General features: G+C 61.1%; 23 protein-coding genes. 11 read left to right on the top strand and 12 right to left on the bottom strand.

Going from position 1 to position 26,159, the window contains the following annotated elements:
* Window positions 1-958: 958 nt before the first annotated feature.
* The gene (locus tag OKW35_RS17760) at window positions 959-1,933 is read right to left on the bottom strand and encodes a ParB/RepB/Spo0J family partition protein (protein WP_429552719.1); all 975 of its coding nucleotides are present in this window, start codon (window positions 1,931-1,933) and stop codon (window positions 959-961) included.
* Window positions 1,930-3,141: a ParA family protein gene (locus OKW35_RS17755; protein ID WP_184061762.1), complete on the bottom strand. Its 1,212-nt coding sequence runs from the start codon at window positions 3,139-3,141 to the stop codon at window positions 1,930-1,932. The genes OKW35_RS17760 and OKW35_RS17755 overlap by 4 nt, the downstream gene beginning before the upstream one ends.
* A 1,046-nt stretch (window positions 3,142-4,187) precedes the next feature.
* On the opposite strand from OKW35_RS17755, the gene OKW35_RS17750 reads away from it, so the two are divergent.
* A complete protein-coding gene (locus tag OKW35_RS17750) occupies window positions 4,188-5,591 on the top strand; it encodes a replication initiation protein (RefSeq protein WP_167368809.1) in 1,404 nt (467 codons plus the stop codon).
* 115 nt (window positions 5,592-5,706) lie between these two features.
* Here the strand turns inward: OKW35_RS17750 and OKW35_RS17745 are convergent, their stop codons facing one another.
* Both OKW35_RS17745 and OKW35_RS17740 read right to left on the bottom strand, forming a co-directional pair.
* The gene (locus tag OKW35_RS17745; protein ID WP_429402068.1) at window positions 5,707-7,203 is read right to left on the bottom strand and encodes a GntP family permease; all 1,497 of its coding nucleotides are present in this window, start codon (window positions 7,201-7,203) and stop codon (window positions 5,707-5,709) included.
* Between the two features lie 2 nt (window positions 7,204-7,205).
* On the bottom strand, window positions 7,206-8,249 hold the full coding sequence (locus OKW35_RS17740; protein WP_429447095.1) for a patatin-like phospholipase family protein: 1,044 nt from the start codon (window positions 8,247-8,249) through the stop codon (window positions 7,206-7,208).
* A 459-nt stretch (window positions 8,250-8,708) separates the two neighbouring features.
* On the opposite strand from OKW35_RS17740, the gene OKW35_RS17735 reads away from it, so the two are divergent.
* The 8 genes from OKW35_RS17735 (at window position 8,709) to OKW35_RS17700 (ending at window position 16,799) form a co-directional block, all read left to right on the top strand.
* Window positions 8,709-9,974, top strand: coding sequence for an IS256 family transposase (locus OKW35_RS17735; protein ID WP_090812446.1), 1,266 nt, complete (start codon window positions 8,709-8,711; stop codon window positions 9,972-9,974).
* Between the two features lie 236 nt (window positions 9,975-10,210).
* Complete coding sequence (locus OKW35_RS17730) at window positions 10,211-10,582, top strand: GFA family protein (RefSeq protein WP_429355144.1); 372 nt, start codon at window positions 10,211-10,213, stop codon at window positions 10,580-10,582.
* Window positions 10,579-10,701: a hypothetical protein gene (locus OKW35_RS17725; RefSeq protein WP_260321235.1), complete on the top strand. Its 123-nt coding sequence runs from the start codon at window positions 10,579-10,581 to the stop codon at window positions 10,699-10,701. The genes OKW35_RS17730 and OKW35_RS17725 overlap by 4 nt, the downstream gene beginning before the upstream one ends.
* Window positions 10,702-10,708: 7 nt before the next feature.
* Window positions 10,709-11,449, top strand: a complete 741-nt coding sequence (locus OKW35_RS17720; RefSeq protein WP_429355142.1) for a response regulator — start codon at window positions 10,709-10,711, stop codon at window positions 11,447-11,449.
* On the top strand, window positions 11,446-12,789 hold the full coding sequence (locus tag OKW35_RS17715) for an ATP-binding protein (RefSeq protein WP_090810663.1): 1,344 nt from the start codon (window positions 11,446-11,448) through the stop codon (window positions 12,787-12,789). Before OKW35_RS17720 ends, OKW35_RS17715 begins: the two co-directional genes overlap by 4 nt.
* 527 nt (window positions 12,790-13,316) lie before the next feature.
* A complete protein-coding gene (locus tag OKW35_RS17710) occupies window positions 13,317-14,738 on the top strand; it encodes a basic amino acid/polyamine antiporter (RefSeq protein ID WP_429355141.1) in 1,422 nt (473 codons plus the stop codon).
* Window positions 14,739-14,794: 56 nt separating this feature from the next.
* Entirely contained in the window at window positions 14,795-16,054 is a 1,260-nt protein-coding gene (gene arcA, locus OKW35_RS17705; protein ID WP_429552718.1) for an arginine deiminase, read from the top strand.
* Between the two features lie 409 nt (window positions 16,055-16,463).
* Window positions 16,464-16,799 (top strand): RcnB family protein, encoded by a 336-nt coding sequence (locus OKW35_RS17700; RefSeq protein WP_184061758.1) that lies wholly within the window; start codon window positions 16,464-16,466, stop codon window positions 16,797-16,799.
* A gap of 98 nt (window positions 16,800-16,897) precedes the next feature.
* Here the strand turns inward: OKW35_RS17700 and OKW35_RS17695 are convergent, their stop codons facing one another.
* From OKW35_RS17695 to OKW35_RS17680, 4 genes are all read right to left on the bottom strand, one after another.
* Window positions 16,898-18,154, bottom strand: a complete 1,257-nt coding sequence (locus OKW35_RS17695; protein ID WP_429552717.1) for an MFS transporter — start codon at window positions 18,152-18,154, stop codon at window positions 16,898-16,900.
* The gene (locus tag OKW35_RS17690) at window positions 18,151-18,714 is read right to left on the bottom strand and encodes a GAF domain-containing protein (RefSeq protein ID WP_184061757.1); all 564 of its coding nucleotides are present in this window, start codon (window positions 18,712-18,714) and stop codon (window positions 18,151-18,153) included. Before OKW35_RS17690 ends, OKW35_RS17695 begins: the two co-directional genes overlap by 4 nt.
* A 38-nt stretch (window positions 18,715-18,752) precedes the next feature.
* Window positions 18,753-20,180, bottom strand: coding sequence for an MFS transporter (locus OKW35_RS17685; RefSeq protein ID WP_429552716.1), 1,428 nt, complete (start codon window positions 20,178-20,180; stop codon window positions 18,753-18,755).
* A gap of 69 nt (window positions 20,181-20,249) precedes the next feature.
* Window positions 20,250-22,034, bottom strand: a complete 1,785-nt coding sequence (locus tag OKW35_RS17680; protein ID WP_429487723.1) for a gamma-glutamyltransferase family protein — start codon at window positions 22,032-22,034, stop codon at window positions 20,250-20,252.
* 220 nt (window positions 22,035-22,254) lie between these two features.
* Here OKW35_RS17680 and OKW35_RS17675 point away from each other — a divergent pair, with 220 nt between their 5' ends.
* Entirely contained in the window at window positions 22,255-22,965 is a 711-nt protein-coding gene (locus OKW35_RS17675) for a FadR/GntR family transcriptional regulator (RefSeq protein ID WP_429552715.1), read from the top strand.
* 320 nt (window positions 22,966-23,285) lie between these two features.
* On the opposite strand, the gene OKW35_RS17670 is transcribed toward OKW35_RS17675, so the two are convergent.
* The 3 genes from OKW35_RS17670 to OKW35_RS17660 are packed head-to-tail and all read right to left on the bottom strand — an operon-like array spanning window position 23,286 to window position 25,086.
* Window positions 23,286-24,392, bottom strand: coding sequence for a tyrosine-type recombinase/integrase (locus OKW35_RS17670; protein ID WP_429552714.1), 1,107 nt, complete (start codon window positions 24,390-24,392; stop codon window positions 23,286-23,288).
* 2 nt (window positions 24,393-24,394) lie between these two features.
* Window positions 24,395-24,619: a DUF4224 domain-containing protein gene (locus tag OKW35_RS17665; protein WP_429355134.1), complete on the bottom strand. Its 225-nt coding sequence runs from the start codon at window positions 24,617-24,619 to the stop codon at window positions 24,395-24,397.
* Window positions 24,620-24,645: 26 nt separating this feature from the next.
* Window positions 24,646-25,086: a hypothetical protein gene (locus tag OKW35_RS17660; protein ID WP_429355133.1), complete on the bottom strand. Its 441-nt coding sequence runs from the start codon at window positions 25,084-25,086 to the stop codon at window positions 24,646-24,648.
* A 32-nt stretch (window positions 25,087-25,118) separates the two neighbouring features.
* Here OKW35_RS17660 and OKW35_RS17655 point away from each other — a divergent pair, with 32 nt between their 5' ends.
* Window positions 25,119-25,286 carry a hypothetical protein gene (locus OKW35_RS17655; RefSeq protein WP_429355132.1) on the top strand — a complete coding sequence of 56 codons (168 nt, stop codon included), beginning with the start codon at window positions 25,119-25,121 and terminating at the stop codon, window positions 25,284-25,286.
* A gap of 254 nt (window positions 25,287-25,540) precedes the next feature.
* Here OKW35_RS17655 and OKW35_RS17650 read toward each other — a convergent pair whose 3' ends face one another.
* Window positions 25,541-26,050, bottom strand: a complete 510-nt coding sequence (locus tag OKW35_RS17650; RefSeq protein WP_429552713.1) for a DUF1643 domain-containing protein — start codon at window positions 26,048-26,050, stop codon at window positions 25,541-25,543.
* Window positions 26,051-26,159 lie beyond the last annotated feature (109 nt).

Raw genomic sequence — 26,159 nt, 5'->3', positions numbered from 1 at the left:
GATTGACTTTCAGGTCGTCGATCGAACACCGTTTGCGGAACGGCGACTGCACCGTTTGAGAGAACGCGCGATACATGATTCGGCGTCCCTTAACGCGACGTTCCAGTAATAACTGGCTCCCGCCGGATCTTGACGCATGTCGTCTGTTCGCTGAGGCAAGCCCCATTCACAGCCCTTCCTTTGCGCGTTTGTTCGTGCCGCTTTCATTGCTAATCGTACGGAACAGCTTTTCCGGCAGAACGACTGCCGACTTTGCGGTCGATAAGCGGTGGCCTCAACGCTGCGCGCGTTCATTGCCTGAGGTACACCGGGAGAGTGAAGCATTCTTGCGGGACGTCGACGATCTTCGCCGAGGTTTGCTGCGGCCGACAGCGCCATCATGAACACAGCTGTTCATGGACACCCATGTGCAATGCACGTCGCGCACTAAGGGCCGCGGCCTTTCTCATTGAGAAGATTGGGACCGACGATAGCGGAGTCGAGTCGTCTCGGGGAAACGCGCTGATGCGGCGTTGGGTTGAGAATGACCGTGGATGGTCTGCCGGAATAGAGTTTACGTTTATAGGAAAGAGGGCTGGCCCTTCATCCCGTCCGTCATATGTCGCCTGTGCGATTTTGTATGTGCTCCGGGTAATGCGACCGTCAACGAAGCAGCCGAACCCGGCTCAATGGATGCATCAGAAATCCCCAGTCATTGGCTGTCTCGCTCATGGCGAGCGGCTGCCCCGCCGCAGGTGCCTGCGAGATCGCTGCGAACGCAATACTGCGTGAATCGCTCCACGGGTCGTGCAAGGCACGAACGATGTGCGTTCAGCGCGGACGCGGCACCTCGAAGAGTGTCTAGAGTCTAGACACTCACCCGCAGCCCTACCTTTGCGCCATCCGGTGGACCGATTTGATTGACCCAAAAAAAAGCCCGCACTAAGCGGGCCTTTTAACACTACAACCGAACCACCGATTAGCTCGTCTTCGGCTGCGATTGGAACATCTGTCCGATCAACTGTCGTATCTGAACTTCTTGCGCCTCGGTGATCACTCCGGTCTTGATCTTGATCGTGAAGTTACTCACATCCTTGGTGATGCTCCCAGCGTGCTCTCGTCCCGCGAAAAATTTCTCGATGCTGCGTCCGCTGGTACCACCCGACGTCGTCTGCCGGGTCGCCAGGGCGGTGATTGCCGCCGCGACCTTGCCCTGATCCATTTCACCTCTCACCAACAGAGGCCAAATTTCGCGAGCGGCTTTAACGCCATCCTCGCCATGCTTTTTGATAGCCGCTGCAATTGCTTGCGCCGCAGTCCCGCCCAATAGTCGCGGTTGAATATCGAGATCTTTCTTGATGAAGTCCGGCAGATTGTCGAACGACAAGAACTGATACAGACCTGCCCGCGACAATCCCATCGCTTCCGCCAGTCGCTTGCGATTCGGGAACTCTGTTTCCGATCGACGAATCGCCACGCCGATTTCATAGTCAGCAAGGTCGTCGCGGCTAATGTTTTCGACCATTGCGAGCACGGCCATATCCGAGTCGGAGCAATCCGCAACCACGGCCTTGATCGTGTTCAGCCCCAACATTTTGTGCGCACGCCAGCGTCGTTCCCCGGCGACGATCTGATAGTCGTCCGCAACACGACGGACCACGATCGGCTGCATCAGTCCAACTTCGCGGATCGACTCCGCGAGCTCGGCTAACTTTGCTTCGTTGAACACGCGACGCGGCTGCCAAGGGTTCGGCAAGATGCCTGCAACCGCCAGTTGCGATGCGACGCCAGTCGATTCCAGTTCCTGCACGCGAAGTTGCGCAACGGCCAGCGCGCCGGCAAGGCCGGGCGCCGTTTGCGTGCGGTTGCTGCGCTTCACCTCGTCCTCGTTGATCGACGAAGTTTTGCGAATGCCCGAGGTCTTGGCCAGCAACTGTTCTCGCATATTGCTCATTGCGCGTTCCTCCATTTTTCCGAATAGATCTCGTCGATCCAGCGACAGTAGTCGACGAGAGGTTGCCGCACGCGTTGCAACGACTTGGCCGCGCTGTGATTGCTGCTGATGTCGAAGACAGTCGAGAACGCCAACGCCCCGGTGCTCATCACAGAGCTCGCCGGTACCTCGATCGAATGCAGCCAGTTTTCGTACGCGCTTTGCGCCCACGCGCGCACGATCGGCGCCGACGAGTTCCGCCCATAATCGACCCGCGACAATACCAGCGACACGAAGTCGTACTTCTTGTCCGTCTCGAATTTGATAAAGCTTTTGGACACGTCCGAGAAAAGTCGCCAGAACGACAGCGAGCTGATGAAGTCCAGGTTTTCCGGCACCATCGGCATCACCATGGCATCCGCGGCCATCAGCGCGTTCAGATTGAGGTACGACAGCGACGGCGACGTATCCATGAGAATGTAGTCGTACTTCTTGCGCAGCGGCTCGAGCCCTTGACGAAGCACGGTCCAGAAGCGAAAACCCGGTCGCATCTTTTGCATCGCCGGCAGATGGAACTCTGCTCCAATCAGTTCCGTGTGCGCAGGAATCACGTCGATGCCATCCCAGTACGTCGACTGGACCCGCCCCTCGAGGCCACCTTCGCTGTCCTGGTCGTAGACGTACGGCAATACTGTGTCTTCAGGCGTCACGTCTTTTTCCGCGTACAGTCCACACAGCTCCGAAAGCGACGCCTGCGGGTCGAGATCAACCACCAACACTTTGCGTCCCCGCAGCGACAGCCCCTGGGCGAGGCACATCGTCGTCGTCGTCTTGGCGGAGCCACCTTTGAGCTGCGCGGTGATAATGATCTTCCCGTCTGGCTCCTTCAGGCGCGTGACCAGTGGAGTCTGGTAGATGTCGGAAATCTTTTGTACCCAGATCCGCGCCTCTTCCAGCGTGAAGGTCCGGGTACGGCCCGTGCCTGCCGCCGTGCCCGAAGGCAGTTCTCCGTCGCCTTTTGTCGCGAGATACTGAACCTGCGAGTGTGAGACGTTGCACATCTCGGCAATCTCGCCGGTCTTGAAAACGGGAGCCGTTTTTCGAGGACGCGGAGCCAGAATCGTGTCACGCAGCTCATTAGTGAAAATGGTGACTTTTTCTGCGAACTCACTGATCTGCTCAAAGTGAACGGTTCGGTCTACGGCAGGAAGTTGGCTCGTTCTGACCATTCTGAGGTTTTTCCATAAAATTCCAGAAACCTCAGAATACAGGAAATACTTGAAAATAGCTTTTTAAATTACTGTTTTTATGCGGATTTTCTGCAAATTTCTGTATTTCCAGACCGTTTTCGGTGGCGGAATCGCCGTGGAAACCAAACGAGCCTCGAAACACTGCGTCCTCGAAGGCACAAATGACCTCACCTTTCTTCGCAATCTGGGTAGCGGAGTCGGCACTCCTGCTCGAGACTTAGGCACTTGGTGAGGTCATTTGTGCACTTTCTCATTTCCTGAAAGACCGGTCCGGCGATCTTTGGCACAACCGACCTCACCATTGTTAGATTTTCGCCACCTCCCTGCGAGAGCTCCCCGCACTTAGAACGCAAATGCACAATCAACCTCACCCACAGAAGCGGCGATACACCGGCGCCAGGCCGTCAGCCAGAGGTTCAGCTCATGGCCAAGGGTTGCCAATCACCGTAGCAGCACAACCAACCTCACCTTGGCAAAGCTCTTCCAAACCCGCTCAACGTTTCGCACAATCAACCTCACCATGCTGCATCGCGCAATCTTCAGCCGCATTTATGTGTGTGTGCCGGGTTGGTAGGTTTTTTTAAAACCGAGAACGAACTCACAAACCAACGCAACCAAACACTATTCAATCCGTTCAAGCACTTAAGTTCCAAAAGGTGAGGTGCGTTGTGTCGAAGGTGAGGTTCGCTGTGCTCAAAGGTGCGGTTGGTTGTGCAGCAAGGTGAGACCGATTCCCCACCAAGGTGCGGTTCGATGTGTTTGCCGCTGCGTCAAATCACGAAGGTGAGGTGGGTTGTGCAGCTACTGGGAACGAGGTTGAAAAGGGCCCTCGCATAAGGCCTTGCAGCGCGAACGCCCGCCCGCAAGGTGAGGTTCTTTGTGAGCATGGTGAGGTTCTGTGTGCCGAAACGCGGAAGGGACGCCGAAACGGCCTCCGCCGCGGTCGTTTGATGGTGAGGTTCTGTGTGTTGACAGCTCACCACCGCATGCTTACAGTCCCGGGAGCAAAAAAGTGGATGAAGAACATGGCCGCGGACAATCCGGAAGAGGGCAGGTCGAAAGCGACGTCACGCCAGATGGCGCTCGCGCTGTTCGAAGACATGTTCGATCAGGGATTGCGCATCAACGAGGCCAATCGCGAGATCGGTTATCAGCGCAACGATTTCTTCACCGAAATCGTCAATATGGGGCTGCCGGCGCGGCGCTTTCTCGATGCCGCGTACTTCATCGTCGCGCAGGAGCCCGAGCAGCGCGATCAGTACGACGTCGAACTCAACTACTTCAAGTGGCTGATGCGTTACGACAGCCGCAACCTGAAGCACTTGCGCACGATCGCCGACGAAGCTCAGAACGCGAAAGTCCGCGTGACGAATACGCCCGCGGACCGCGATCCCAACGAAAACGATCTGTGGGTGCAGGTTCAGTTGATCGGCATGGTCGGTTTTCATCGCGGACGTATGCGTTTCGACGTCCATCCGCGGCTGGTGCCGCATATCCGCGATCCGCAGAAATCGCATTGGCTGAGCTTGCGCATTTCCACCGCGTTCACGCGCAGTCTCGCGCGCGCGATCTACGACAAAGTGTTGCCCAACGTGCCCGCGGGACGCACCGACTGGATCCAGCTCGAGGAAATGCGCAACTGGCCCGGCAAAATGGGCGCGAATGCCGCCATCTTCAAATACTTCAAGCGCGATTGGCTCGAGCCGGCGGTGCGCGAGATCAACGAAGTGTCGGACGTCGAGATGTCCTATGAGACGCGGACTGCATCCACGACGTCGAAGAAAATCGACCGCATCCGTTTCCTGCTCAAGCGCAAGGACACAGCCGACGCGGTACTCGCGAGCCTCGCCGACGCGAGCCATCTGTACAAGATTCTCACCGACGAATTCGGGCTCTCGACCAAGCAGTTCAGCGAGATTTCGGAGAACCGCGAACTCTGGACCGACGAACGTATCCAGCAGGCCGTCGAATACACGCGCTTCAGGGTCAAGCGCGGCCAGGTCAAGAAGAGCCCCGCGGGCTACCTGATGCGCGCGCTACGCGACAACTGGAAGATCTCCGACGCCGAGCGCACGATGGTCGACGTACAGGCCAAACTGCTCGCCGACGAAACGCAGGAACAGGCGGTCAAGACCGAAACGAGAAAGACCGTGGCGCACAGCATCGCGACGCGCGAAGAAGAAGTGCGCGCGCGCATGAACGAGGATTCGCGCAAGGGCCGCGACCATTTCAACGCCGCCGATGCGAAGACGCGCAAGGAACTGATGCATGCGTGGACGACGTCGCGCGAAGGCAAGCTGATGCTGCGTCGGATGAAGCTCGAACCGTCGACGGTCACCGAAGATGCAATTTTCGCGAATACCGAGCTGGTCTGGTATCTGGGGCAGTTCGTATTCGGCCGGATGAATGCGGCGCGCGCGGCGGCGTGAAGTGAGCCGGAAATCGGCTGCAAAGCAGCCCAAACTGAGCCGACCGGCAAATAGAAAGGGGTCTTGCACTGACGGATAGCAACGTCAGTGCAAGACCCTTTGCTACTTCAGACGCTCAGAACGACCCGAACAGCGAGCCCAGCACGATCACCACCACCAGCGCGAGTAACGCGCCGAGAATCCCGACGATCACGATGTCGCGATAGCTTTCGCGGTGGTTCGACCCACACACGGCAAGCAGCGTCACGACCGCGCCGTTATGCGGCAGGCTGTCGAGTGTGCCTGAGGAAATCACGGCGACCCGATGCAGCAGCGCCGGGTCGATGCCGTATTGCGCAGCCAGTTGCAGATAGGTGCTGCCGAGCGCGTCGAGCGCAATGGTGAGACCGCCCGAGGCCGAGCCGGTCAGCGCCGCGAGCAGATTGGTGGCGACCGCGAGCGATACGAGCGGACCACCGCCGATACCCAGCACCCATTCGCGCACGAGCGCGAACGCTGGCAGCGCGGCGATCACCGCGCCATAGCCGACCAGACTGCCGACGCTGAGCACCGGCAGCACCGATGCATTCGCGCCCGCATCGATCGTCTCACGCAGCGCTGGCAGGCGATGCCGATTGAGCAGCACGAGCACGACGATCGCGACGGTGAGCGCCACGCACACGCCCCACACACCGCCGACCGCCGCAAGCGACGTCTCGCCCCAACGGACCTCGGTCAGATAGTCGGCGTCGATGCGCGGCAGCACGATCACGTTCATCACGAAGTTCGTCAGCACGACGAGCACGAGCGGCGTGAGCGCGACGCCGAACGAGGGCAGACTCTCGCTGACATGCCCGCGCTTCGCTTCCTCCGGATCGAAACTCTGCGATACGCTTGCGCGCTCGCGCACGAGGTTGTCGCTGGCCGGCGCCCCCGTGGATTTCACCGCCGCCTCGAGTCCGTCGAATCCTTCATTGGCCGCCTTCGCGCGCGATTGCTGCAAGGACAACCACCAGAGCCCGAACACCACCATCACGATACTCGCGATGATGCCAAGCCCAGGCGCCGCAAACGGCGTCGTACCAAAGAACGGCATCGGGATCGCGTTCTGGATAGCCGGTGTGCCGGGCAGCGCGGACATCGTGAACGTAGACGTGCCGAGCGCGATCGCGGCCGGCATCAGACGGCGCGGAATATTGGCGGCCTGGAAGAGGGCGGTGGCCATCGGCGCGAGCACGAAGAACGCCACGAAGAGGCTGACGCCGCCATAGGTGACGAGTGCGCCACCGATCACGACCGCGAGAATCGCCCGATGCGCGCCAAGCTTCTCCGTCATGTAACTGGCGATCGCCTTCACGGAGCCGCTGTCTTCCATCAGCTTGCCGAACAGCGCGCCGAGCAGGAACAACGGAAAGAACTGCGCGAGAAAGCGCGCGGCGCTGAGCATGAAGGTCTGGGTCCAATGCGCGAGAATCGGTTCGCCCGAAATCGCGGCGGCCAGCATCGCGGCGAACGGCGCGAGCAGCAGCACGGTCCAGCCGCGGTACGCGAAGCCGATCAGCAGCGCGAGACTCGCGAGCATGCCGAAAAGCCCTAGACCGATCGCGAGCGGTGACAGGGTGATGACTTCCATGGTCAGACTCCGTCGAGCAACGCGTCGAGATCCAGCGAGGAGCGCACGCCGATCGAATCGCCGTGCTCGGCGAGGAACGCGTCGGCGGCACGCCGGCCTTCGTCGCGCAGCATCGTCAGAAAGCTCCACTCGGCGTTCAGCTTCGACGAGTAGCCGAGTTCGGTCATCAGCTCGCTCGCGATCCGATGGATGCGCATCGCCGCCCAATGGCGGCCTTCGTCGCTGCCGGGGTCCGCCGCGCGGCGCAGCAGCGCGATCATGCGCAGCTCTTTCAGCAGCGGCGCGTTGAAGGCAACTTCGTTCAGGCGACTGATGATGTCGCGCGCGGTGCGCGGGGTTTCGTCCCGCACGACGGGATTGACCTGGATCAGCAGCGTGTCGCTCGACGTGCATTCGCGTACCAGCGGCGTCATGGTCGGATTACCGGCATAGCCGCCGTCCCAGTAGTCTTCACCGTCGATCTGCACGGCCTGAAACAGCGTGGGCAGGCAGCCGGAGGCGAGCAGCACGTCAGGCGTCAGGTCGCCATTGCGAAACACACGCGCCTGGCCCGTGCGCACGCGCGTCGCGGTGATGAACAGCTTGATCGGCGCGTCGCGCAGATGCGCGAAATCGATCGAGTCCTGCAGAATCTTCGCCAGCGGATGTACGCCGCGCGGGTTCAGGTCGTAGGGAGAAAACACGCGCGCCGCGAGGTCCATCGCGATGAAGAGCGGCGAGTAGTCGAGCGTCCAGCGGCCCATCAACACGTCGAACGGGGTACGGCGAAACGGGCTGTACACCGATGCTTCGAATACTCGCCGCCAGAAGGCTTCGAGCGCGGCGCGCGCGCCGGCCGCGCCGTCTGCCTGATAGCCGCTCACCAGCACCGCGGCGTTCATCGCGCCAGCCGACGTACCCGATATTCCTTCGATCCGCAGCCACGACTCTTCGAGCAAACGGTCGAGGACGCCCCATGTAAAAGCACCGTGCGATCCGCCGCCTTGCAATGCGAGGTCGATAAGGGCGGGTTCGCGGTGGGTGGGTTGGTTTTTTGTTGCAGCCAAGACGACTCCGGTAGTGAGGAGTGCTCCATTTCGCGAGCTGACGCCGCATGCACGGCGGACGAATGAACTGCTGGCCAATGCTGTGAACTACCGAATGAGGTGAGGCGTGTTTCAAAGGCGAAACATCGCACTGCACCATTGGTATTGGAAGTGGCCGGTGACTAAAAGTCAAGCGTATTCAACTTGATTCACGGAGCTTGCGAGCAACCGGCTCGTGGCCGTCATCGCCCGCTTGCTGGTCACGCGCGATTGTGCCTGGCAATGCCGGCCATTCAAGCGGAATATAGAAAAGCCGATTGGTCACGCCGAGGTCAAAAACAGCGTGTAAGGAGGCCGGCCGGGAGCTAAAGTCGAATCTGGTGTACGGGGGAGTTGAGGCGGGAAGTTGAAGGCGGTGGAGGTTTCAGCTGAGAATCTGATTGTCGAAGTCGGAAACCAGCAAACAACAAACCATCCACCATGAGCAAGGATACGGAAAAAGCAGTTGTCGGTCTATTGGGCGCCGGCCTGGGGCTGGACGATTTGGTTCGTCAAGGGGCACGGCAAGTGATTCAACAAGCGATTGAAGCGGAGCTGGCAGAGCTGATGGAGCGGTTCGCGAACGTCAAGACCATGCATGGACAGCGCGCGGTGGTCCGCAACGGCTACTTGCCGGAACGCGATGTGTTGACGGCGGCCGGGCCGATTCAGGTGAAGGTACCGAAGGTGCGTGATCGATCAGGATTCGGCGTGAAGTTCAACTCGACGATCGTGCCGCCGTACGTGAGGAAGTCGCCCCGCGTAAGCGCAGCCCTGCCGTGGCTGTATCTGAAGGGTATTTCGACGGGCGACATGGGCGAAGCGTTAAAGGTGCTCGTGGGCGATGACGCCAAGGGCTTGTCGGCCAACGTGGTGAGTCGGCTGAAGGCGCAATGGGCTGAAGATCATGCGGCCTGGAGCAAGCGGGACTTGTCGGAATCACACTATGTGTACTGGTGGGTGGACGGCATTCACACCGGGCTGCGCAGCGAGAACTCGGACGGTCAATGCTTGCTCGTGATCATCGGCGTGAGGCCGGATGGGAGCAAAGAGCGCGTGGCGATCGGCGATGGGTATCGCGAGACGAAAGCATCGTGGCTGGAACTGTTGCTCGACCTGAAAAAGCGCGGTCTGAAGGCGGGTCCACGGCTGGCGGTCGGCGACGGCGCGATGGGCTTCTGGGCGGCGCTGGAGGAAGTGTTTCCGACAACGCGTGGTCAGCGCTGTTGGTTTCACAAGATGGGCAACGTGCTCAACGCGCTGCCCAAGTCGCAGCAGGCGCGCGCGAAGGCCGACATGCAATCGATCTGGATGGCCGCGACGCGTGCCGAAGCCCATGCCGCGTTCGATCGTTTCGTGTCGATCTATGCGGCCAAATATCCGAAGGCGGCGGAGACGCTGAAGAAGGACCGAGAGAGCTTGCTGGCCTTCTACGAGTTCCCCGCCGAACATTGGCAGCATCTGCGTACCACCAACGCGATTGAATCGACGTTCGCGACGGTGCGCCACCGTACGACACGTACGCGTAACTGCGTGTCGCGACCTACCTTCCTCGGCCTGGCATTCAAGCTGATTGAGGAAGCCGAGAAAACTTGGCGCCGTATCAACGGCCCGGAAAAGATCAAGCTGTTGCTCGAGGGTGTGGCCTTCAAGGACGGCGAACCGGTGCAAGACGATCGACCGGTTCAGCAGAAACTCGCCGCTTGAAATCGACCGCCATCAAAATGTTCATACACCACTCTTGACGTTAGCTCGCCGGCCGGCGCGCCCCGTCGTGCCGCTTAAATGCTAACTCGCGTGTATATCTTCGCTGTTTCGCCTTGCGCTAATCGCCGCGGCGTATTGCAATGTAATGTATCGTCTCGGCCGCCGGATACATTACGACATAATTCGACTGATGAACCGGGCTATAAAGCAGGCATCGTCAAATCACGGAGAGCATCATGAACGCCGGGTTGCTGCAAGGGTCCTGCCACTGCGGGGCCGTCAAGTTCGAAGTTCGCACCGAAATCGTTCCGGCTGGTCGTTGCAACTGCAGCCTGTGCCGCCGCAAGGGCGCGCTGATGACGCCGCTCTTTCCCGCCAGTCAGTTGAAGATTCTGAGTGGCGAGGATTCGCTGACGCTATACCTGTTCAACACGAAGGTCGCGAAACACTACTTCTGCAAGCATTGCGGCATCTATCCTTTTCATCAGACGCGCAAGGATCCGCAGCAATGGCGCGTCAATATTGGCTGCCTCGACGGGGTCGATCCTTACGCGCTCGAAGCCGGCGTGGCCGATGGCGCGAGTCTTTCCGTGCTGGAGGACGCATGAAACGCCTGTTTGCCATCGCGGTGTTCGTGGCGGGCGGCTTCGCGGCCGAACTCGCGCATCCGTTGCAGTGTTCATTGATCCAGTCGAGCGGCGTGCAACTCAAACGCCGCTGCAGATAATCCGTCGATGGAAACCTCCGACCACGTACTGATCGTCGATGACGATCGCGGTATCCGTGAACTGCTCGCGGGATACCTCGAGAAAAACGGCGTGCGTGTCTCGCTCGCGGCCAATGGCCGCCAGATGCGCGCCGCGCTCGAGAACGGCGCGCCCGACCTGATCGTGCTCGACCTGATGCTGCCCGGCGAAGACGGCCTCGTGCTGTGCCGTGAGTTGCGCGCGGGCAAGTTCCGCACAGTGCCGATCCTGATGCTGACGGCGCGCAGCGAGGAAGCGGACCGGATCGTCGGCCTCGAAATGGGCGCCGACGATTACCTGATCAAACCGTTCGCCGCACGCGAGTTGCTCGCGCGAATCCGTTCGGTGCTGCGCCGCGCGCGCATGCTGCCGCCCGGCATGGAGGTGACGGAGTCGGCGCCGATGCTGTGCTTCGGCGACTGGCGGCTCGACACGACCGCGCGCCATCTGCTCGACGCGGACGGAACCGAGGTGGCGTTGAGCGGCGCGGAGTACCGTCTGTTGCGTGTGTTTCTCGATCATCCGCAGCGCGTGCTCACGCGCGATCAGTTGCTGAACCTCACCCAGGGACGCCAGGCCGATCCGTTCGACCGTTCGATCGATCTGATGGTGAGCCGCCTGCGTCAACGCCTGCGGGACGGCGCGCGCGAGCCGCGCTACATCAAGACGCTGCGCAGCGAGGGCTATGTGTTTTCAGCGGCCGTGACCGCGATCGGAGATCCGCAATGAGCGCATCTCCATCACCGTCGTTGCTGCGCTGGCCGCATTGGCCGCGCACGCTGTTCGCGCGGCTCGCGGTGATTTTGTTCGTCGGGCTCGCGCTTGCGCAGGCGCTGTCGTTCTGGCTCACGATGACCGAGCGCGACCAGACGATGACCAACATCATGATGGGCTACATCGAGCGCGAGGTGGCGAGCTCGGTCGCGCTGCTCGATCATCTGCCGCCCGACGAGCGCGCCCAGTGGCTGCCGCGGCTCGCGCGGCGCAGCTATGAGTTCGTGCTCGGCCCGGGCGTGCCAGGCACCCCGGTCGACGCGAGCCTGTCGGCGCGCGTCGCGCAGTCGATCGGCGATGGCATCGGCACGCGTTATCCGTTGACCGTCAACGCAGTGCCGGGCGATCGCGAGCGTCTGCAGGTGCACCTGAAACTGAGCGACGGCACGCCGCTCACCATCGACCTGCGGCCAATGCCCGGCGCCCCGTTGTCGCGCTGGCTGCCGCTCGTGCTGACGCTGCAGCTGCTCGTGCTCGCGGCCTGCTGCTGGCTGGCGGTACGGCTCGCGACGCGCCCGCTCAATCAGCTCGCAGTCGCGGCCGACACGCTCGGCCCCGACCTGAAGGCCGCGCGTCTGCGCGAAGCCGGTCCGTCCGAAGTGGCGCGCGCCGCGCGCGCGTTCAACGCGATGCAGGACCGGATCGCCACGTACATGACCGAGCGCATGCAGATTCTCGCGGCGATTTCGCACGATTTGCAGACGCCGATCACGCGCATGCGTCTGCGTGTCGACACGATGGACAACGACAGCGAGGCCGCAAAGCTGCGCCAGGACCTGCAGGAAATGGAGGCGCTGGTCAAGGAAGGGGTCACCTATGCGCGCACGATGCATGGCACGACCGAGGTGCCGCGCCGCATCGATCCCGATGCGCTGTTCGACAGCCTGGTCTGCGATTACGTCGACGCGGGTCAGCAAGTGTCACTGCAGGGCCATTTCGGCCAGTCGCTGACGATGCGTCCGCAGGCGTTGAAGCGCATCGTTGGCAATCTGGTCGATAACGCGCTGAGGTACGGCGGCGCCGCGCAGATCGATATCGGGGCGTTGCACGATGGCGAGGCTACCGTGTCGGTGCTCGATCGCGGTCCCGGCATTCCGGTCGAGTCGCTGGAGACGGTGTTCGAGCCGTTCGTGCGGCTCGAAGGGTCGCGCAATCGTCAAACGGGCGGCACGGGGCTGGGGCTCGCGATTGCGCGACAACTCGCGCTCGCGATGGACGCGACGCTCACGCTGCACAACCGCGTCGGCGGCGGTCTCGAAGCGCGGCTGACGTTGAGGAAGTTGCGCGAATCATAGTTGGACCTCTTGCGGCGCGGACACGCAGACGATTCCGTCAGAAAAATTCACAAAGCCCGCCATTACGAAATCGTCATCGGGTTTGGACTATTAATGACCCCCGCGCGCCATTTCGAGCTGTGGCTCTGGTGCTTCTCAGTAGTTCTGAACGACCACCGGTTCAGCTCGCTTCTGCGATTCCCCATCATTTGAGAAAACCGCGACGATGATGCGGCAGGTCGCATGATTGTTAAATCATCGATATTCAAAGCGGCTTATCGATGCGAGCGATTCAGATGCGTGGTGAATTGTTAATTCGCAAATTCAACCAGATTCGGCAACGCAGCATCGATGGATTCGATCGCATCGCGAGCCACAGTCCGTTACCTTGTCTTCGATAAATTGACAAACGCCAATGGACAGACCATTCTTTTCGTGTGGTGGTTGCAGAGTAGCGCGGCTGATCAACAGCAAGATTGGCCGAGAGACACGTTTCGTTCGAATCTGATTAAAGATCCTTGTTAAAAAGGTAACTAAAAGGAATCCGAATGGCGTCCACTCCACAAAAGATGTCAAAAATGCAACTCACCGGGATGGTGGTGGGCGGCATGGTCGGAGCCGGAATATTTTCCCTGCCGCGCACTTTTGCCAATGCCACCGGTCCGGTGGGTGCCGTGATTGCCTGGCTGATTGCGGGCACGGGCATGTATATGCTGGCGCGCGTATTTCAGGCGCTGGCGGAACGCAAGCCCGAACTGGACGCCGGCGTGTTTGCGTATGCGAAAGCGGGCTTTGGCGATTATCCGGGCTTTCTCTCCGCATTTGGCTATTGGATCGGTAGCTGTATCGGCAACGTTTCTTACTGGGTGCTGATCAAGTCGACACTCGGCGCGTTTTTTCCCGTGTTCGGCGACGGCAATACGGTCGTCGCGATCGTCGTTGCATCGATCGGCATCTGGCTATTTCATTTCATGATCCTGAAGGGCGTGCAGCAGGCGGCCTTCATCAACAGTATCGTCACGGTCGCCAAGATCATTCCGATTCTGGTGTTCATCTTGATCCTGATCTTCGGCTTCCGGTTGGACCTGTTCCAGGCCAACCTCTACGGCGGAGGACTCGAAGGCAATATCCTCGAGCAGGTGCGGGCCACGATGCTGGTCACGGTGTTCGTGTTCATCGGTATCGAAGGGGCGAGCGTTTATTCCCGTTATGCGAAGAAGCGTTCCGATGTCGGCCAGTCGACGATTCTCGGCTTCGTCGTCGTGACCTCGCTGATGGTGCTCGTGACGATGCTGCCTTACGCAGTGCTCCAGCGCGCCGACATCGCGGCCATGCGGCAGCCGTCGATGGCGGCGGTGCTCGAAGCGGTGGTCGGTCATTGGGGCGCGGTTTTCGTCAGCATAGGTTTGCTGATTTCGGTACTGGGCGCTTATCTCGCCTGGTCGCTGATCTGCGCCGAAGTGTTGTTCACGGCGGCAAAGACCGAAGACATGCCCGCTGTATTCGCGAGGGAAAACGCCAACAAGGTACCTGCCAATGCATTGTGGCTGACCAACATCGTGGTGCAGCTGCTCGTCATCAGCACCTACTTCTCGCGCGATGCATTCGCGCTGATGCTGAATCTGACGAGCGCGATGTCGTTGATTCCGTACCTCTTCGTCGCGGCGTTCGGCTGCATGAACGCGAATCGCGGCGACGGTTACGACGTGCGCGCCGACGAGCGCCGGCGTGACTTCATCATGGCCGCAATCGCCTCGATCTATACGGTCTTCATGATCTGGGCGGGTGGCCTGAAATTCATTCTGCTTTCCGCCGTGCTGTATGCGCCAGGAACGGCGCTTTATATCTGGGCTCGGCGCGAGCAGAACAAGAATGTCTTCATCGTTTCCGACTGGATCATTTTTATCGTTGCGATCATTGGCGCGATCATCGGCATCTATGGCCTCGTAACCGGAAGGATCGCGATTTAGCTTTAATGAAATCCGATTGAACAGAGCGGGCCAACATTGGCATTCAGGAGATCATCATGGCGAACACGGACGCGAAAGCGGGTGAATTGGGTGTCTACTCGGAAGTCGGGCAGCTGCGCAAAGTGATGGTCTGCGCACCGGGGCTCGCGCATCAGCGTCTTACCCCGAGCAATTGCGATGAACTGCTGTTCGACGACGTACTGTGGGTCGAGAACGCGAAGCGCGACCACTTCGACTTCGTCACGAAGATGCGCGACCGCGGCGTCGAAGTGGTGGAGATGCACAATCTGCTCGCCGAAACGGTCGCGGTGCCCGAAGGCAAGAAGTGGATTCTCGACAACCAGGTGGTGCCGAATCAGGTCGGCCTCGGCTTTATCGATGAATTGAGAAGCTATCTGGAAGGGCTCGACAATCGCAAGCTGGCCGAAACGCTGATTGGCGGGCTATCCACTCACGACTTCCCGGAAGCGCACGGGGGCAAGGCGCTGGAGGTCGCGAAAGAAGCGGCGGGCGGCACCGAATATCTGCTGCCGCCGCTGCCGAACACGCTGTACACGCGTGACACGACGTGCTGGATCTATGGCGGCGTCACGCTGAATGCGCTGTACTGGCCGGCCCGCCACGAGGAGACGATCCTGACCGCGGCGATCTACAAGTTCCACCCCGATTTCGCGGGCAAGGTCAACGTGTGGTGGGGCGACCCGACTCAGGACCACGGTCTCGCCACGCTGGAAGGCGGCGATGTGATGCCGATCGGCAAGGGCGTCGTGCTGATCGGCATGAGCGAGCGCACCTCGCGGCAGGCCATCAGTCAACTGGCTGCAATGCTGTTCAAGAAGGGCGCGGCCGAGCGCGTGATCGTCGCGGCGATGCCGAAGATTCGCGCGGCAATGCACCTCGATACCGTGTTCACGTTCGCCGATCGCGATTGCGTACTGGTCGCCCCGGACTTCATGGCGAAGACGCGCACCTATTCGTATCGGCCGAGCAGCCATCCGAGCGGCGTCGAGTTGCACGCCGAAAACAAGCCGTTCACCGACGTCGTCGCCGAGGCGCTCGGGCTGAAGCATCTGCGCGTGGTCGAGGCGGGCGGCAGCGACTATCAACGCGAGCGCACGCAGTGGGATAGCGGTGCGAACCTCGTGTGCGCGTCCCCGGGCGTCGTCTATGCATACGACCGCAACACGTACACGAACACGCTGTTGCGCAAGCAGGGCATCGAGGTGATTACGATCGTCGGTGCGGAGCTGGGCCGTGGACGTGGCGGCGGTCACTGCATGACCTGCCCGATCATCCGCGATGCGGTCGACTATTGATCAGTCAAGCGAATCAATCTGGCCGGTGACTGGCAAAGTGTCGCCCGCTCGCTGAAGTGGCGAGCGGGCGACAGCGCCGCGCGCGCGTCCGCCGCCGCCAGGAACGGCGCGATCCGTCCAGACGATCGACGCGACGAATCGAATCGCCCCGTTAATCGCCGGGTTGACGCACGCGGTAGTGGTGGGCAGGTCCGGCTTGAAGTCGAACTTCCTTTTACTATACTTTTTAACGACTTCGCGCCTGAATTATCGAATTTGATATCTCGCGATTTGCAAGGATTACATTCGATAGACCAGCGATCGCTGCAATGAAGTTCGAGTTAATGAATCTGCGAGTAGCTGGACGATCACTTTTCACGTCAATCGCGTGAATGCTCGGAGCTTTCATCCACCGCACGGAGGTTCGAATATGAATAATCGCTTTGTTGCGCAACTCGTCGCCTTGTCGTTTGCCGGTATGTCCGCGCTCGCGATTGCGGCTGGGCCCATGAAGGACCAGGGCGGCGGCCAGATGGCCGGTACGGGCCGTCAGCAGGTGATGCCGACGATTCCGCACCGTGACTGGCATAAAGGTCAACGTGTGCCGGCCGAATACCGTAACTACAACTTCATGATGGACGACTGGCGCGGACACGGCCTCAATGCGCCGCCGCGCGGGCACAAATGGCTGGGTGTCAATGGCGACTATGTGCTCGTAACGACGAACAACTGGACCATTTCAGACATTGTCGCCGGAACCCAGTAATGCTTCCTCGTGGTGCCCGGGCTATCCGGCGACCAGTTTTAGCGCCGGAACCTGGGCCATTCATCGACACGACATGATTTCGTCATTTTCGCGTCGATTTAATGCTGCGTGTCGTATAGCCGGTCGGGAACGAACAATGCAGTCACGCCGCTCAAAAAGAACACCGCGCCGACCACGAGAAAGCCAAGTCCGATCGAGAACTGCGTCGCGATAAAACCGATGACGATCGGCGCCGCCCCCGAACAGAAGCGCCCGAGATTATACGAGCCGCCCACCGCGGTGCCGCGAACCGACGTCGCAAAACTCTCCGACATGAATGTGCCGATCGTGCCGAGTGGCACGCCGTACAGAAAGCCGAAGACAAGCATCAGCGTGGAAATGTTGTCGTGGGTGTGCCAGAAAATGATCACGGGCAGAAAGAGTGCCGCACCGACACAGCCGAGCACGAACACGCCGCGCCGGCTCCAGCGGTCACCGAGCCAGCCCGCGAAGATCTTGCCGATGAAGGCGACCACGTATGTGCCGATCATATAGCCGGTCAGCGAGCTGAACTTGATGTGCAATTCCTTCTCGAGATACGTCGGCAGCCAGTTGTTCAGGCCGTAAAAGCCGGACAGCACGAAGACTGACGCGAAGGTCCACAGGATGAACATCGTGCGCGCCTGGCGGTCGCGGAAAATCTGCGCGTAGCGATTGTCGACGAGCCGCGTTTTGCTCGCACGGTCGGCAGCCCGGCTCGCAAGCCATGCCGCCGGTTCGGGCACCGCGAACTTGATCGCGAATGCGAGCAGCACCGGCACGGCAGACACGTAGTACAGCGTGCGCCAGCCGTACTGCGGCAGGATCCAGTTGCTGAGTGCGATCACGACGATATAGCCGGCCGAAATGCCGGTTTGCAGCATGCCGAGTACCAGCGAGCGCCGTTCGGTCGGCACATATTCGGCTACGAGCGTGGTGACCAGCACCATGCAGCCAATGCCGAGCGAACTGATAAAGCGCACCGCCGCGAATTCGACGAAGCTGTGCGTGAACCCGAGCATCCCCGCGCCGAGCGAGAACAGCGCGAGCGCCCATGCGATGACCCGCACGCGGCCGAGACGATCGCTCGCCCAGCCGCCGACAATGCCGCCGATCGCCATGCCGAGCAAGGTCAGACTGCCGAGCGCGCCCGCTTCGACATTGGTCAGCCCGAAGTCGTCCTTGATGCGCGACAGGGTGAGGCCGTACATCATCACGTCGGCGCCATCGGCGATCAGCGCGAGGTAGGCGAGCACGAAGACCAGCACCCAGCGGCCTTGCGAGACGGCGGAATGGGTCACCGCTCGATAGTTTTGCAGGTCGGATGGTGTTTTCATGAACGGGCGGCGCAAGCGGGGGATGCCGTATTCTGCTTGAGCAGAGCGGGGACGAGGAAGGCGCCGATCAGGAGGCCTATGCTTTCATGACGGCTGGTGTACCAGCCTTCCTTGTGGGTCAGGTTCATCGTACCGATGCACACGCCATCATAGGCGATCGGAATGTTGAGGATCGAGCCGAGACCGATACCCGTCATCACCGCATGATCGTCGAAGGCCTCGCGAATGCCTTGCGACGTGGCGGCACGAAACGGCTTCAGATCCTGAAGTATCTGTCGCGCCCACTCGGTGCCTTGCTTCTTCTTGCGGCCGCCCAGTGGATAGATGTCCGGCAGGTTCGTGTAGACCCGTTCGACCTCGTGACGCCGCGCATCGTAGGACATGATCGTGAACAGGCTTAGGCCTATCGCCTTTGCCGCCACCGCGTGAACCGCGCGGAACAGCTCGAGCGGTTGGTTCTTCAGGCGCATCGCCAGCGCGAGACGCTCGAGGTCTGCGATATCCAGCATCTGCGTATCGTACGGTGCGGGTTCGGTCAGGTTGCCTTGCATCATTTGCATCGCGTTTGCATCGGAAAGTGTGAAAAGTCGCAGTGCGTTTAGCCGTGCATGCGGGTGGAGTTCAACTGGGCTCGCGCGTCGCGAGCCGGTTCGAGTTCGCTCGCCTCGATATCTTCGAGCGAGCGGTTGCGCGTTTCGATGCCGAGGAAGAACACCACGCATGCGCCGATCACCAGCACCGTCGTGGTCATCGCGAATACACCGAGAAAACCGGACAGCGGATAAACGAGGCCGACGAGGATCGGCGCGCTGACCGAGCCGATGCGGCCGAACGATGACGACGAGCCCGTGCCCGTCGTGCGTACCGCGGTGGGAAACACTTCCGGCGTGTAAGCGTAGACGCCGGCGAATGCGCCGTTCATGAAGAACGACAGCGCGATGCCCGCGGTCATGATCTGTATGCCGGTGTGAGAAAACGCGAGCGTGATCGCGGCGATGCCGCCGAACAGCATGTAGGAAGCGACCACCGCCTTGCGGCCGATCTTTTCGTTGAGCCACGCCGCCGAGAAGTAACCGGGAATCTGCGCGCCATAGATTGCAATCGAATAGCCGAAGCTCTTCGTCATCGTCAGCCCTTCCTTGACGAGCAGGCTCGGGATCCACGCGAAGAACGAGTAGTACGCGAACGCGACCGAGAACCACATCAGCCAGCTGACCGCGGTCGTGCGCGCGAGTCGCGGCGACCATAGCGTGAGCACGTTGCGCCACGCGTTGCCGCGCGCCGGCGTCGAGGCCGACGTGGGCAGCGCGTGAAGCGCGTGGTTCGCAGTCATGGGCGCAAGCGCAATGCCGCGCTCGACGAACGCCGCTTCGATGCGGCCGACGATGCCGTTCGCTTCGGCCGCGCGGCCCTGGCTTTCGAGCCAGCGCGGCGATTCCGGCAGCGTCCGGCGCCACCACAGCAGCATCACGACGGGCAGCGACGTGATCACGGCCAGATAGCGCCAGCCGTCGACGAAGTTGCGCACCACCGCGAAGCCGAGAATCGACGAGGTCAGATAGCCGAACGACATGAAGCCGACCAGCGCGCCGCAGAAAATGCCGCGATAGCGGCGCGGCACGAACTCGGCGAGAAACGGCGCGATCACGACCGTCTCCGCGCCCGAACCGAAGCCCGCGACGACGCGCAGCGCGAAGAACGTGTGCCAGTCGTGCGCGGTCGCGCTCGCGAGAGACGCGACGCAATAGATGGCGAGCGCGCTCATCATGATGCGGCGCCGGCCGATCACGTCGGCGAGCACACCCGACAGGAACGCGCCGAAAAAGTAGCCGATATAGGTGCTGCTCGCGACGAGCCCGGTCTCAGCGCTCGTCAATTGCCACAGCTTGCTGACGACCGGCAGCAGGAACGCGAGCGACGACGAATCGAGCCCGTCGAACATGTACCCGAGCCCGCCGATCAGCAGCAGTCTGCGGTGAAAGCTCGACAGGGGAAGTCTTTCAAGACGGGCGGCGACGGCGGACACGGCAACTTCTCCTGAAGGAAATGGCGCGGCGAGGCCGCGCGTTCTGCGCTGATGGATGCTTCGAGCCGCTTATCGGCCGATTGCGTAGGCCTGCATCTGACGCGGTGTAGCGGCGCCTCGCATCAAACCGTTGCGGATCGCGACCGCGCAGACCCGGCCGAGCGCCCACGGTTCCGCGACGGTGAGGTCGTGGCCCCGCGCGTGCAGTTCGGCGAGCGTGCTGTCCGGAAAACGCGACTCGGCCGACATCTTGCCGAGCTGCATCGCGCGCGGATAGAACGAGCCGGGGAAGTGCGCGGTCTGGAACGAGGGCGCATCGGCGGCGGCCTGGAAGTTCATGCCGCCATGCACGTGCTTGAGGAACAGCTGCAGCGACCACTGATCCTGCTGGTCGCCACCCGGCGTGCCGAAGGCCGCGTACGGTTTGCCGTCGCGCGTGACGAGCGTCGGCGACAGCGTGGTGCGCGGCCGGCGGCCCGGGCCGAGTGACGAAGGCAGGCCTTCTTCCATCCAGAACATCTGCGCGCGCGTGGTGACGTTGAAGCCAAGCCCCGGCACCGCCGGCGACGCCTGCAGCCAGCCGCCCGACGGCGTAGCCGACACCATGTTGCCCCAGCGGTCGACCACGTCGAGATGCACGGTATCGCCGCGCAATTCGGGCAGCGGCGCGAACGTCGGCTCACCCTGGCCAAAGCCGCCGGCCTGCTCGCGCCCGGCATTCGCGACGATGCGCGCGGCGCGCTGCTCGCTGTCGCCGAGCAGCCCGGGGCGGAATTCGAACGACGCGCGGCGCGGATCGATGAGGCGGCGCCGGTCGTCGTTGTACGCGTCGCTGAGCAGCACGTCCATCGGCACATGCGAAAACGCCGGGTCGCCGTAGAACACTTCGCGATCGGCGAATGCGAGCTTCGAGCACTCGATCACCGTGTGCACGAAATCGGGCCCGAGGGGGTCCATCGCGCCGAGATCGAAACCCTTCAGCAGCGCGAGCTGTTGCAGGAACATCGGGCCCTGGCCCCACGGGCCGGTTTTGTGCACGCGCATGCCCGCGTAGTCGTAAGACACCGGGTCTTCGTAGGTTGGCTCCCAGCGCGCGAGATCGCCCGCATCGAGCAGACCGCTATTGCGCAGGCCCGAGGTGTCGAGCACGGCGGTCGAACGGAAGTACTGGTCGATCGCGTCGGCGACGAAGCCGCGATAGAAGACATCACGCGCGCGTTCGCACTGCTCGGCGCGATCGCTGCGCGTATTCGCCTCGCGCAGGATGCGCTTGTAGGTTTCGGCGATCGCGGGATTCGCGAACAACTGGTTCGGCATCGGCGCCTCGCCGTTGCGCAGCCATTGCTCGGCCGAGGTCGTCCATTCGGTGCGGAAGAAGTCCTGAATCGCGAGAATCGACGATGCCATGCGTGGCAGCACCGGATAGCCGTTTTCCGCGTAGCCGATCGCATAGCTCAGCACTTCTTCGAGCGGCAACTGGCCATAGTCGCGCAGCAGCGCCATCCACGCGCCGAATGCGCCCGGCACGACCGCGGGCAGCAGGCCCGTGCCCGGCACCACGTCGAGCCCCATCTTGCGCATCCGCTCGATCGTCATGCGCGCGGGCGTCACGCCTTGTCCGCACAGCACGCGCACGCGTTCTTCGCGCGCGCTGTAGAACACCACCGGCAGCTCGCCACCCGGACCGTTCAGATGCGGCTCGACGATCTGCAGGACGAAGCCGGCCGCGGCGGCGGCGTCGAACGCATTGCCGCCTTTTTCGAGGACCGCCATCGCCGATGCGCTCGCGAGCCAGTGCGTCGAGGCCACCATGCCGAAGGTGCCGATCAGTTCTGGACGGGTTGTAAACGACATGGGCGACTCCTTGGCGACGACGGTCCGAATGGAAGAACCAATATGGAGTGGTTCAATTGGAGAAAATGAAAGCGTAAAACTAACGAAGCCGGGTTGCACCCGGTGTTAACCATCAACATGCGACCCAGTATAGCGAATCAAAAATCACCGGGTGCTGGTATGTCATGCCGCCGCGATTCTGGTATCGTTGGGACCAATACAAATTGGTTCAGTGGACAACATGGACAAACCGGTACTGGATGCGCTGCTCGACTACATCGCCGATCATCAGTTGAAGGACGGCGACGCGCTGCCGCCCGAACGAAAGCTCGCCGAGGAACTGGACGTGAGCCGCCGCGACCTGCGCGCGGCGCTCGCTTCGCTCGAGGCGTCGGGGCGCGTGTGGCGCGGCGTCGGCCGCGGCACCTATCTGGGCGCGCGGCCGCTGAAGTTTGCGCCGACGCTGCGCGGCTTGCGCGCCGGCACCAGTCCCGCGGATATCGCCGAAATGCGGCTGCTGTTCGAGCCGGCGCTGGCCGCGCTGGCCGCGACGAAAGCGAGTGGCGACGACCTGCAGGAACTGGAGAAATGCGCACGCAAAAATGCCGCCGCGAAAAACGACGACGAGTGGCAGCAATGGGATCATCGCTTTCATTTGCTGATCGGACATGCCACGCGTAATCCCGCGTTGATTGCATTGATGGAGGTGATCAACGGTATGCGGGTGAAGCCGGAGGTGCGCGAGAAAACGTCCGCGCAGGGGACGCGGCAGTTTTTCGCGCAACAGCATCAGGCGATCGTCAATGCGCTGAAAGCGCGCGATGCGGATGCGGCCGCGCAATGCATGCGCGAGCATCTGCTGAGCGTGCAGGGATTCGGTGGTTCAAATCCTCTTGCTCCGAGCAAGACTGATAAGGCTCTCCGGGCTCTGCCCGGAGAGCCTTTTGTCTAACTTGGGTTGTATTGTCTAACTTGGCAGTGACGATCCGGGATGTCCTTCAAAGATGTCACAGACGCCAAAGTGCTCGGCATGAGATTTTTTCGGCCGTATTCTGATGTACCAGCGGAAATGGAACTGCGCCTTGATTACTTGCTCGCGGTTCAGCCTGAAGTTGGCAGAGACTACCTACCAATCCACAAACTATTCGAACAGCATGTCCATAAAGACGTTAAGCACCATCATATCGTCGGGAAGATTCTGAGGGCGCTGCCAAAAAGGATGGACCGGGTAGTTTGGAAGGGCCAGGGCGGCGTTATCCGGACACTGCGTCGTTACGAGGATATCCGCAACATTGCTACCGGCTTGACCCGCTCGACCTCGCGCGACTTCGTGTAGTGCGCCGTCATTTCTGCCGTCGTATGTCCTGCGAGTGCCTGCGCTGCTTCGGCGCCGGCGACGCGCTGCTTGTCAGTTAGAGCCTTCGCACGCAGATCATGGAAGTGCATGCCGCGTAGGTAGATCGCGCTGGCTTCGGTGCTGTCTTCCTTGCACTTCCTGGCATACGATTCCCGGGCGCGCTGACAGGCGCGCTTCCATGCCGACCGCGCTCCGCTGTAAGTGAACCTGCTCCCGGCCTGCGTGCAGATCACCGGTCCGATTCCCTTGACCTTGCCGGCCTTCGCAGCATCGAGTGTCTCGCGCAGGTCCGGTGTCATCTCGATGAGCAGGCGCACCCCGCTACTGTTCACGGTTTTCGCTGGCTTGAAGTAAATGCCTTCGTCGGACACGTCCAGCCAGTTGAGCGCGAGCAGATCACTGATGCGCTGCGCGGTCTGATAGGCCAGGTCGATCAGGCAGACTATCACCGGACCCGAATCCGTCGGCTTGCCGTCTCGCCCAGTGAGCGCCGCGGCACGCACGGCCGCGAACTCGTCGTCGGTGATGTATCGGTCGCGCTTCTTTTCCTCGGCACCGGAAATTTCCGATACAGGATTCGTCTCGCGCAGCCCCTTGCGGATCGCATGCGCGAAGATTAGCGAGAACACTGCGCGATACTTGTTGCTCGAGTTGGGCTTCGTCTCGAAGTGCTTGTCGAGGAACCGGGCAATGTTCACGGGCTTCACGTCGCTGATCAGCCATTCGTCGTCGAACTCACTCTTGATGAAAAGGGCCATACGTCGGTATTCTCCGCGCGTAGAGAGTGCGTACTTGTCGAACTTCTTCAGCATCCAGTCGTCGATCAGAGCGGGCATCGTGTTAGTCGGCTGCTCGTTTGACCCGCGCGTGCACTTCGCGAGTTCGGTATACAGCGCAGAGAGGCCTTCGGTGACGCGGCAGAGCTTGTGCCACTTGCGCGCCGCGTCGACGAACCAGTACGACCCGTGCTTTTCGTAGACACGCGCGGGCAGGGGGGACGCCTTTTTTCTTCTTCCGATCATGGTTATCTAGCCTCCCGGTCAGACTTGAGCTTCGGTTCGCGACGGCGCTGCTGCTGCGCGGCCTGTGAGGCGATGCCTGTAATGTGGTGGCGCCAGACACGTACGCTGCCATCTGGTCGGCGATCCGCAGGAATACCTACACGCTGAAGTGCAGCAAGCTGGCGACACGGTTGACGGTAGCCAGTGGCCTCAACGATTTCAGCTTCAGACAGGGTAAGCGATTGCATGATATACCTCGGCTCACGCAATGCGCTCAATTCGGCCAGTACGCGGGCAGGCCGCTGGGAACGATCGGTTGTCCGGACTCAGCGTTTCCCGTTCCAGTGAGTGGAAACACAAAGGCGTAGACACCGACAATCGTTCTCAATTTGATCAGAACTGCGATCTGTCTCGCCGCGCCGAGCGGAACGACGGCACAGCTCAGCACGCCAAATCCGCTGGCGTTCTGAATGGCGGGGGTACGATAGTGATCGGTATGATGATCGTCCGCGCACGCGGCGGCGAGGTGCTGTTCCGCGAGTTGCCGATCCGCATGCTTGCGGCAGGAGTTGAAATTGCCATCGAGCGCGCAATCGCGTACTGGTGTGACGATGCGCGCCGGCGCGTGGATGCCGCGATCAGTGACTGGCGACGTCCGGTGTGAGCGCCGATCCGTGCCCCGCTGGGCGCAGCGCAAACTGTCCGTCTCACTCATAGTATTGTTCCTTTGAATGTCAGGAGACGGACATGTGGAAGTGCATCCGTTGTCACGTCGAGATCCCTTTCGATGATGTTGAGCCGAGTATCGACGACTTTGCTGTCTACTTCATCTGCCCGCACTGTGGTCAACGGAACAGGCTTGTGAACGTCGGCAAGCCGAATGGGCCGATCGTGCTGGAGCAGACAGGTGATTGAAGTCACTGCGGCGTTCTTGCGTGTTTCAAGGTGCTCGTGCGCCGGCCTCTTCCACCTTCGGTCTGCCTGACGCCCCTTGGATGGATGTACGTGCATGGACGCCCCGGTTGCCACCTGAGCTTGAGGAAGGACTACGGCTTGACGGACAGCGCACTGTGGGCGGAAATCGTCGAGACCGGATCGAACGCGGCCATCAGCGGGCAGCACGAATTCGCACCTGAGCCACCCGTCGAGGCGAGTCTTCATGATGGGCTTCACATGAATTGCATGGTCTGAGCACAAGCCGCGATGTACAGCGGGTGTTTTGGGCTGCCGTCCAGATTCAGGCCGAGATGGAACAGTTTGCCGTCCATGCTGGTGATGCGAAGGAGGTGCAGCACATCAGGCGCGCGCGTCGACACGGCTTTGTGCGAGCCCCATGCACAGATGACCATTGATGCACGATCGACCACATCGAGGATCGAGCCATTGGCCGGATTGCGGGGGCCAAGCGGGTCAGGGTGCGTGAGGAGCTCGTCAGAGTTGGTCGCACGCAGCGGGAACAGGTTGGCAACTTCAAGCCGGCCGAAGTTGTTCGCGACGGCGCGTGCAAAGCATCGGGTGACAGTGGGGTCGTCGACAAGGTGATCGGTCGTCGACGGGTTCAGCATCAGGAACGCCAGCGTGGGACGTGAGGCGTTCCACTCACGCCAGAGGCGGTAGCGGTACGTGCCGCAGTCGCTCAGATGCGCGCCGCGTTCGACCATCTGATGCGTTTCGGTCATGCATTTCATCCTTCCACCTCCTTTTCCACTTCGGCTTGCCTCTCTGCGTGATTCAACATCGCCGTTGCCATGTGTGTGACGTCGTGGACCGTCTCGCAGCTTCCCGTAG

The sequence above is a fragment of the Paraburkholderia sp. MM5477-R1 genome (assembly GCF_050436385.1).
Classification (GTDB): domain Bacteria; phylum Pseudomonadota; class Gammaproteobacteria; order Burkholderiales; family Burkholderiaceae; genus Paraburkholderia; species Paraburkholderia tuberum.
Note: the sequence above shows the minus strand (reverse complement) of the source record. Positions and strands in the feature narration are given on the sequence as shown.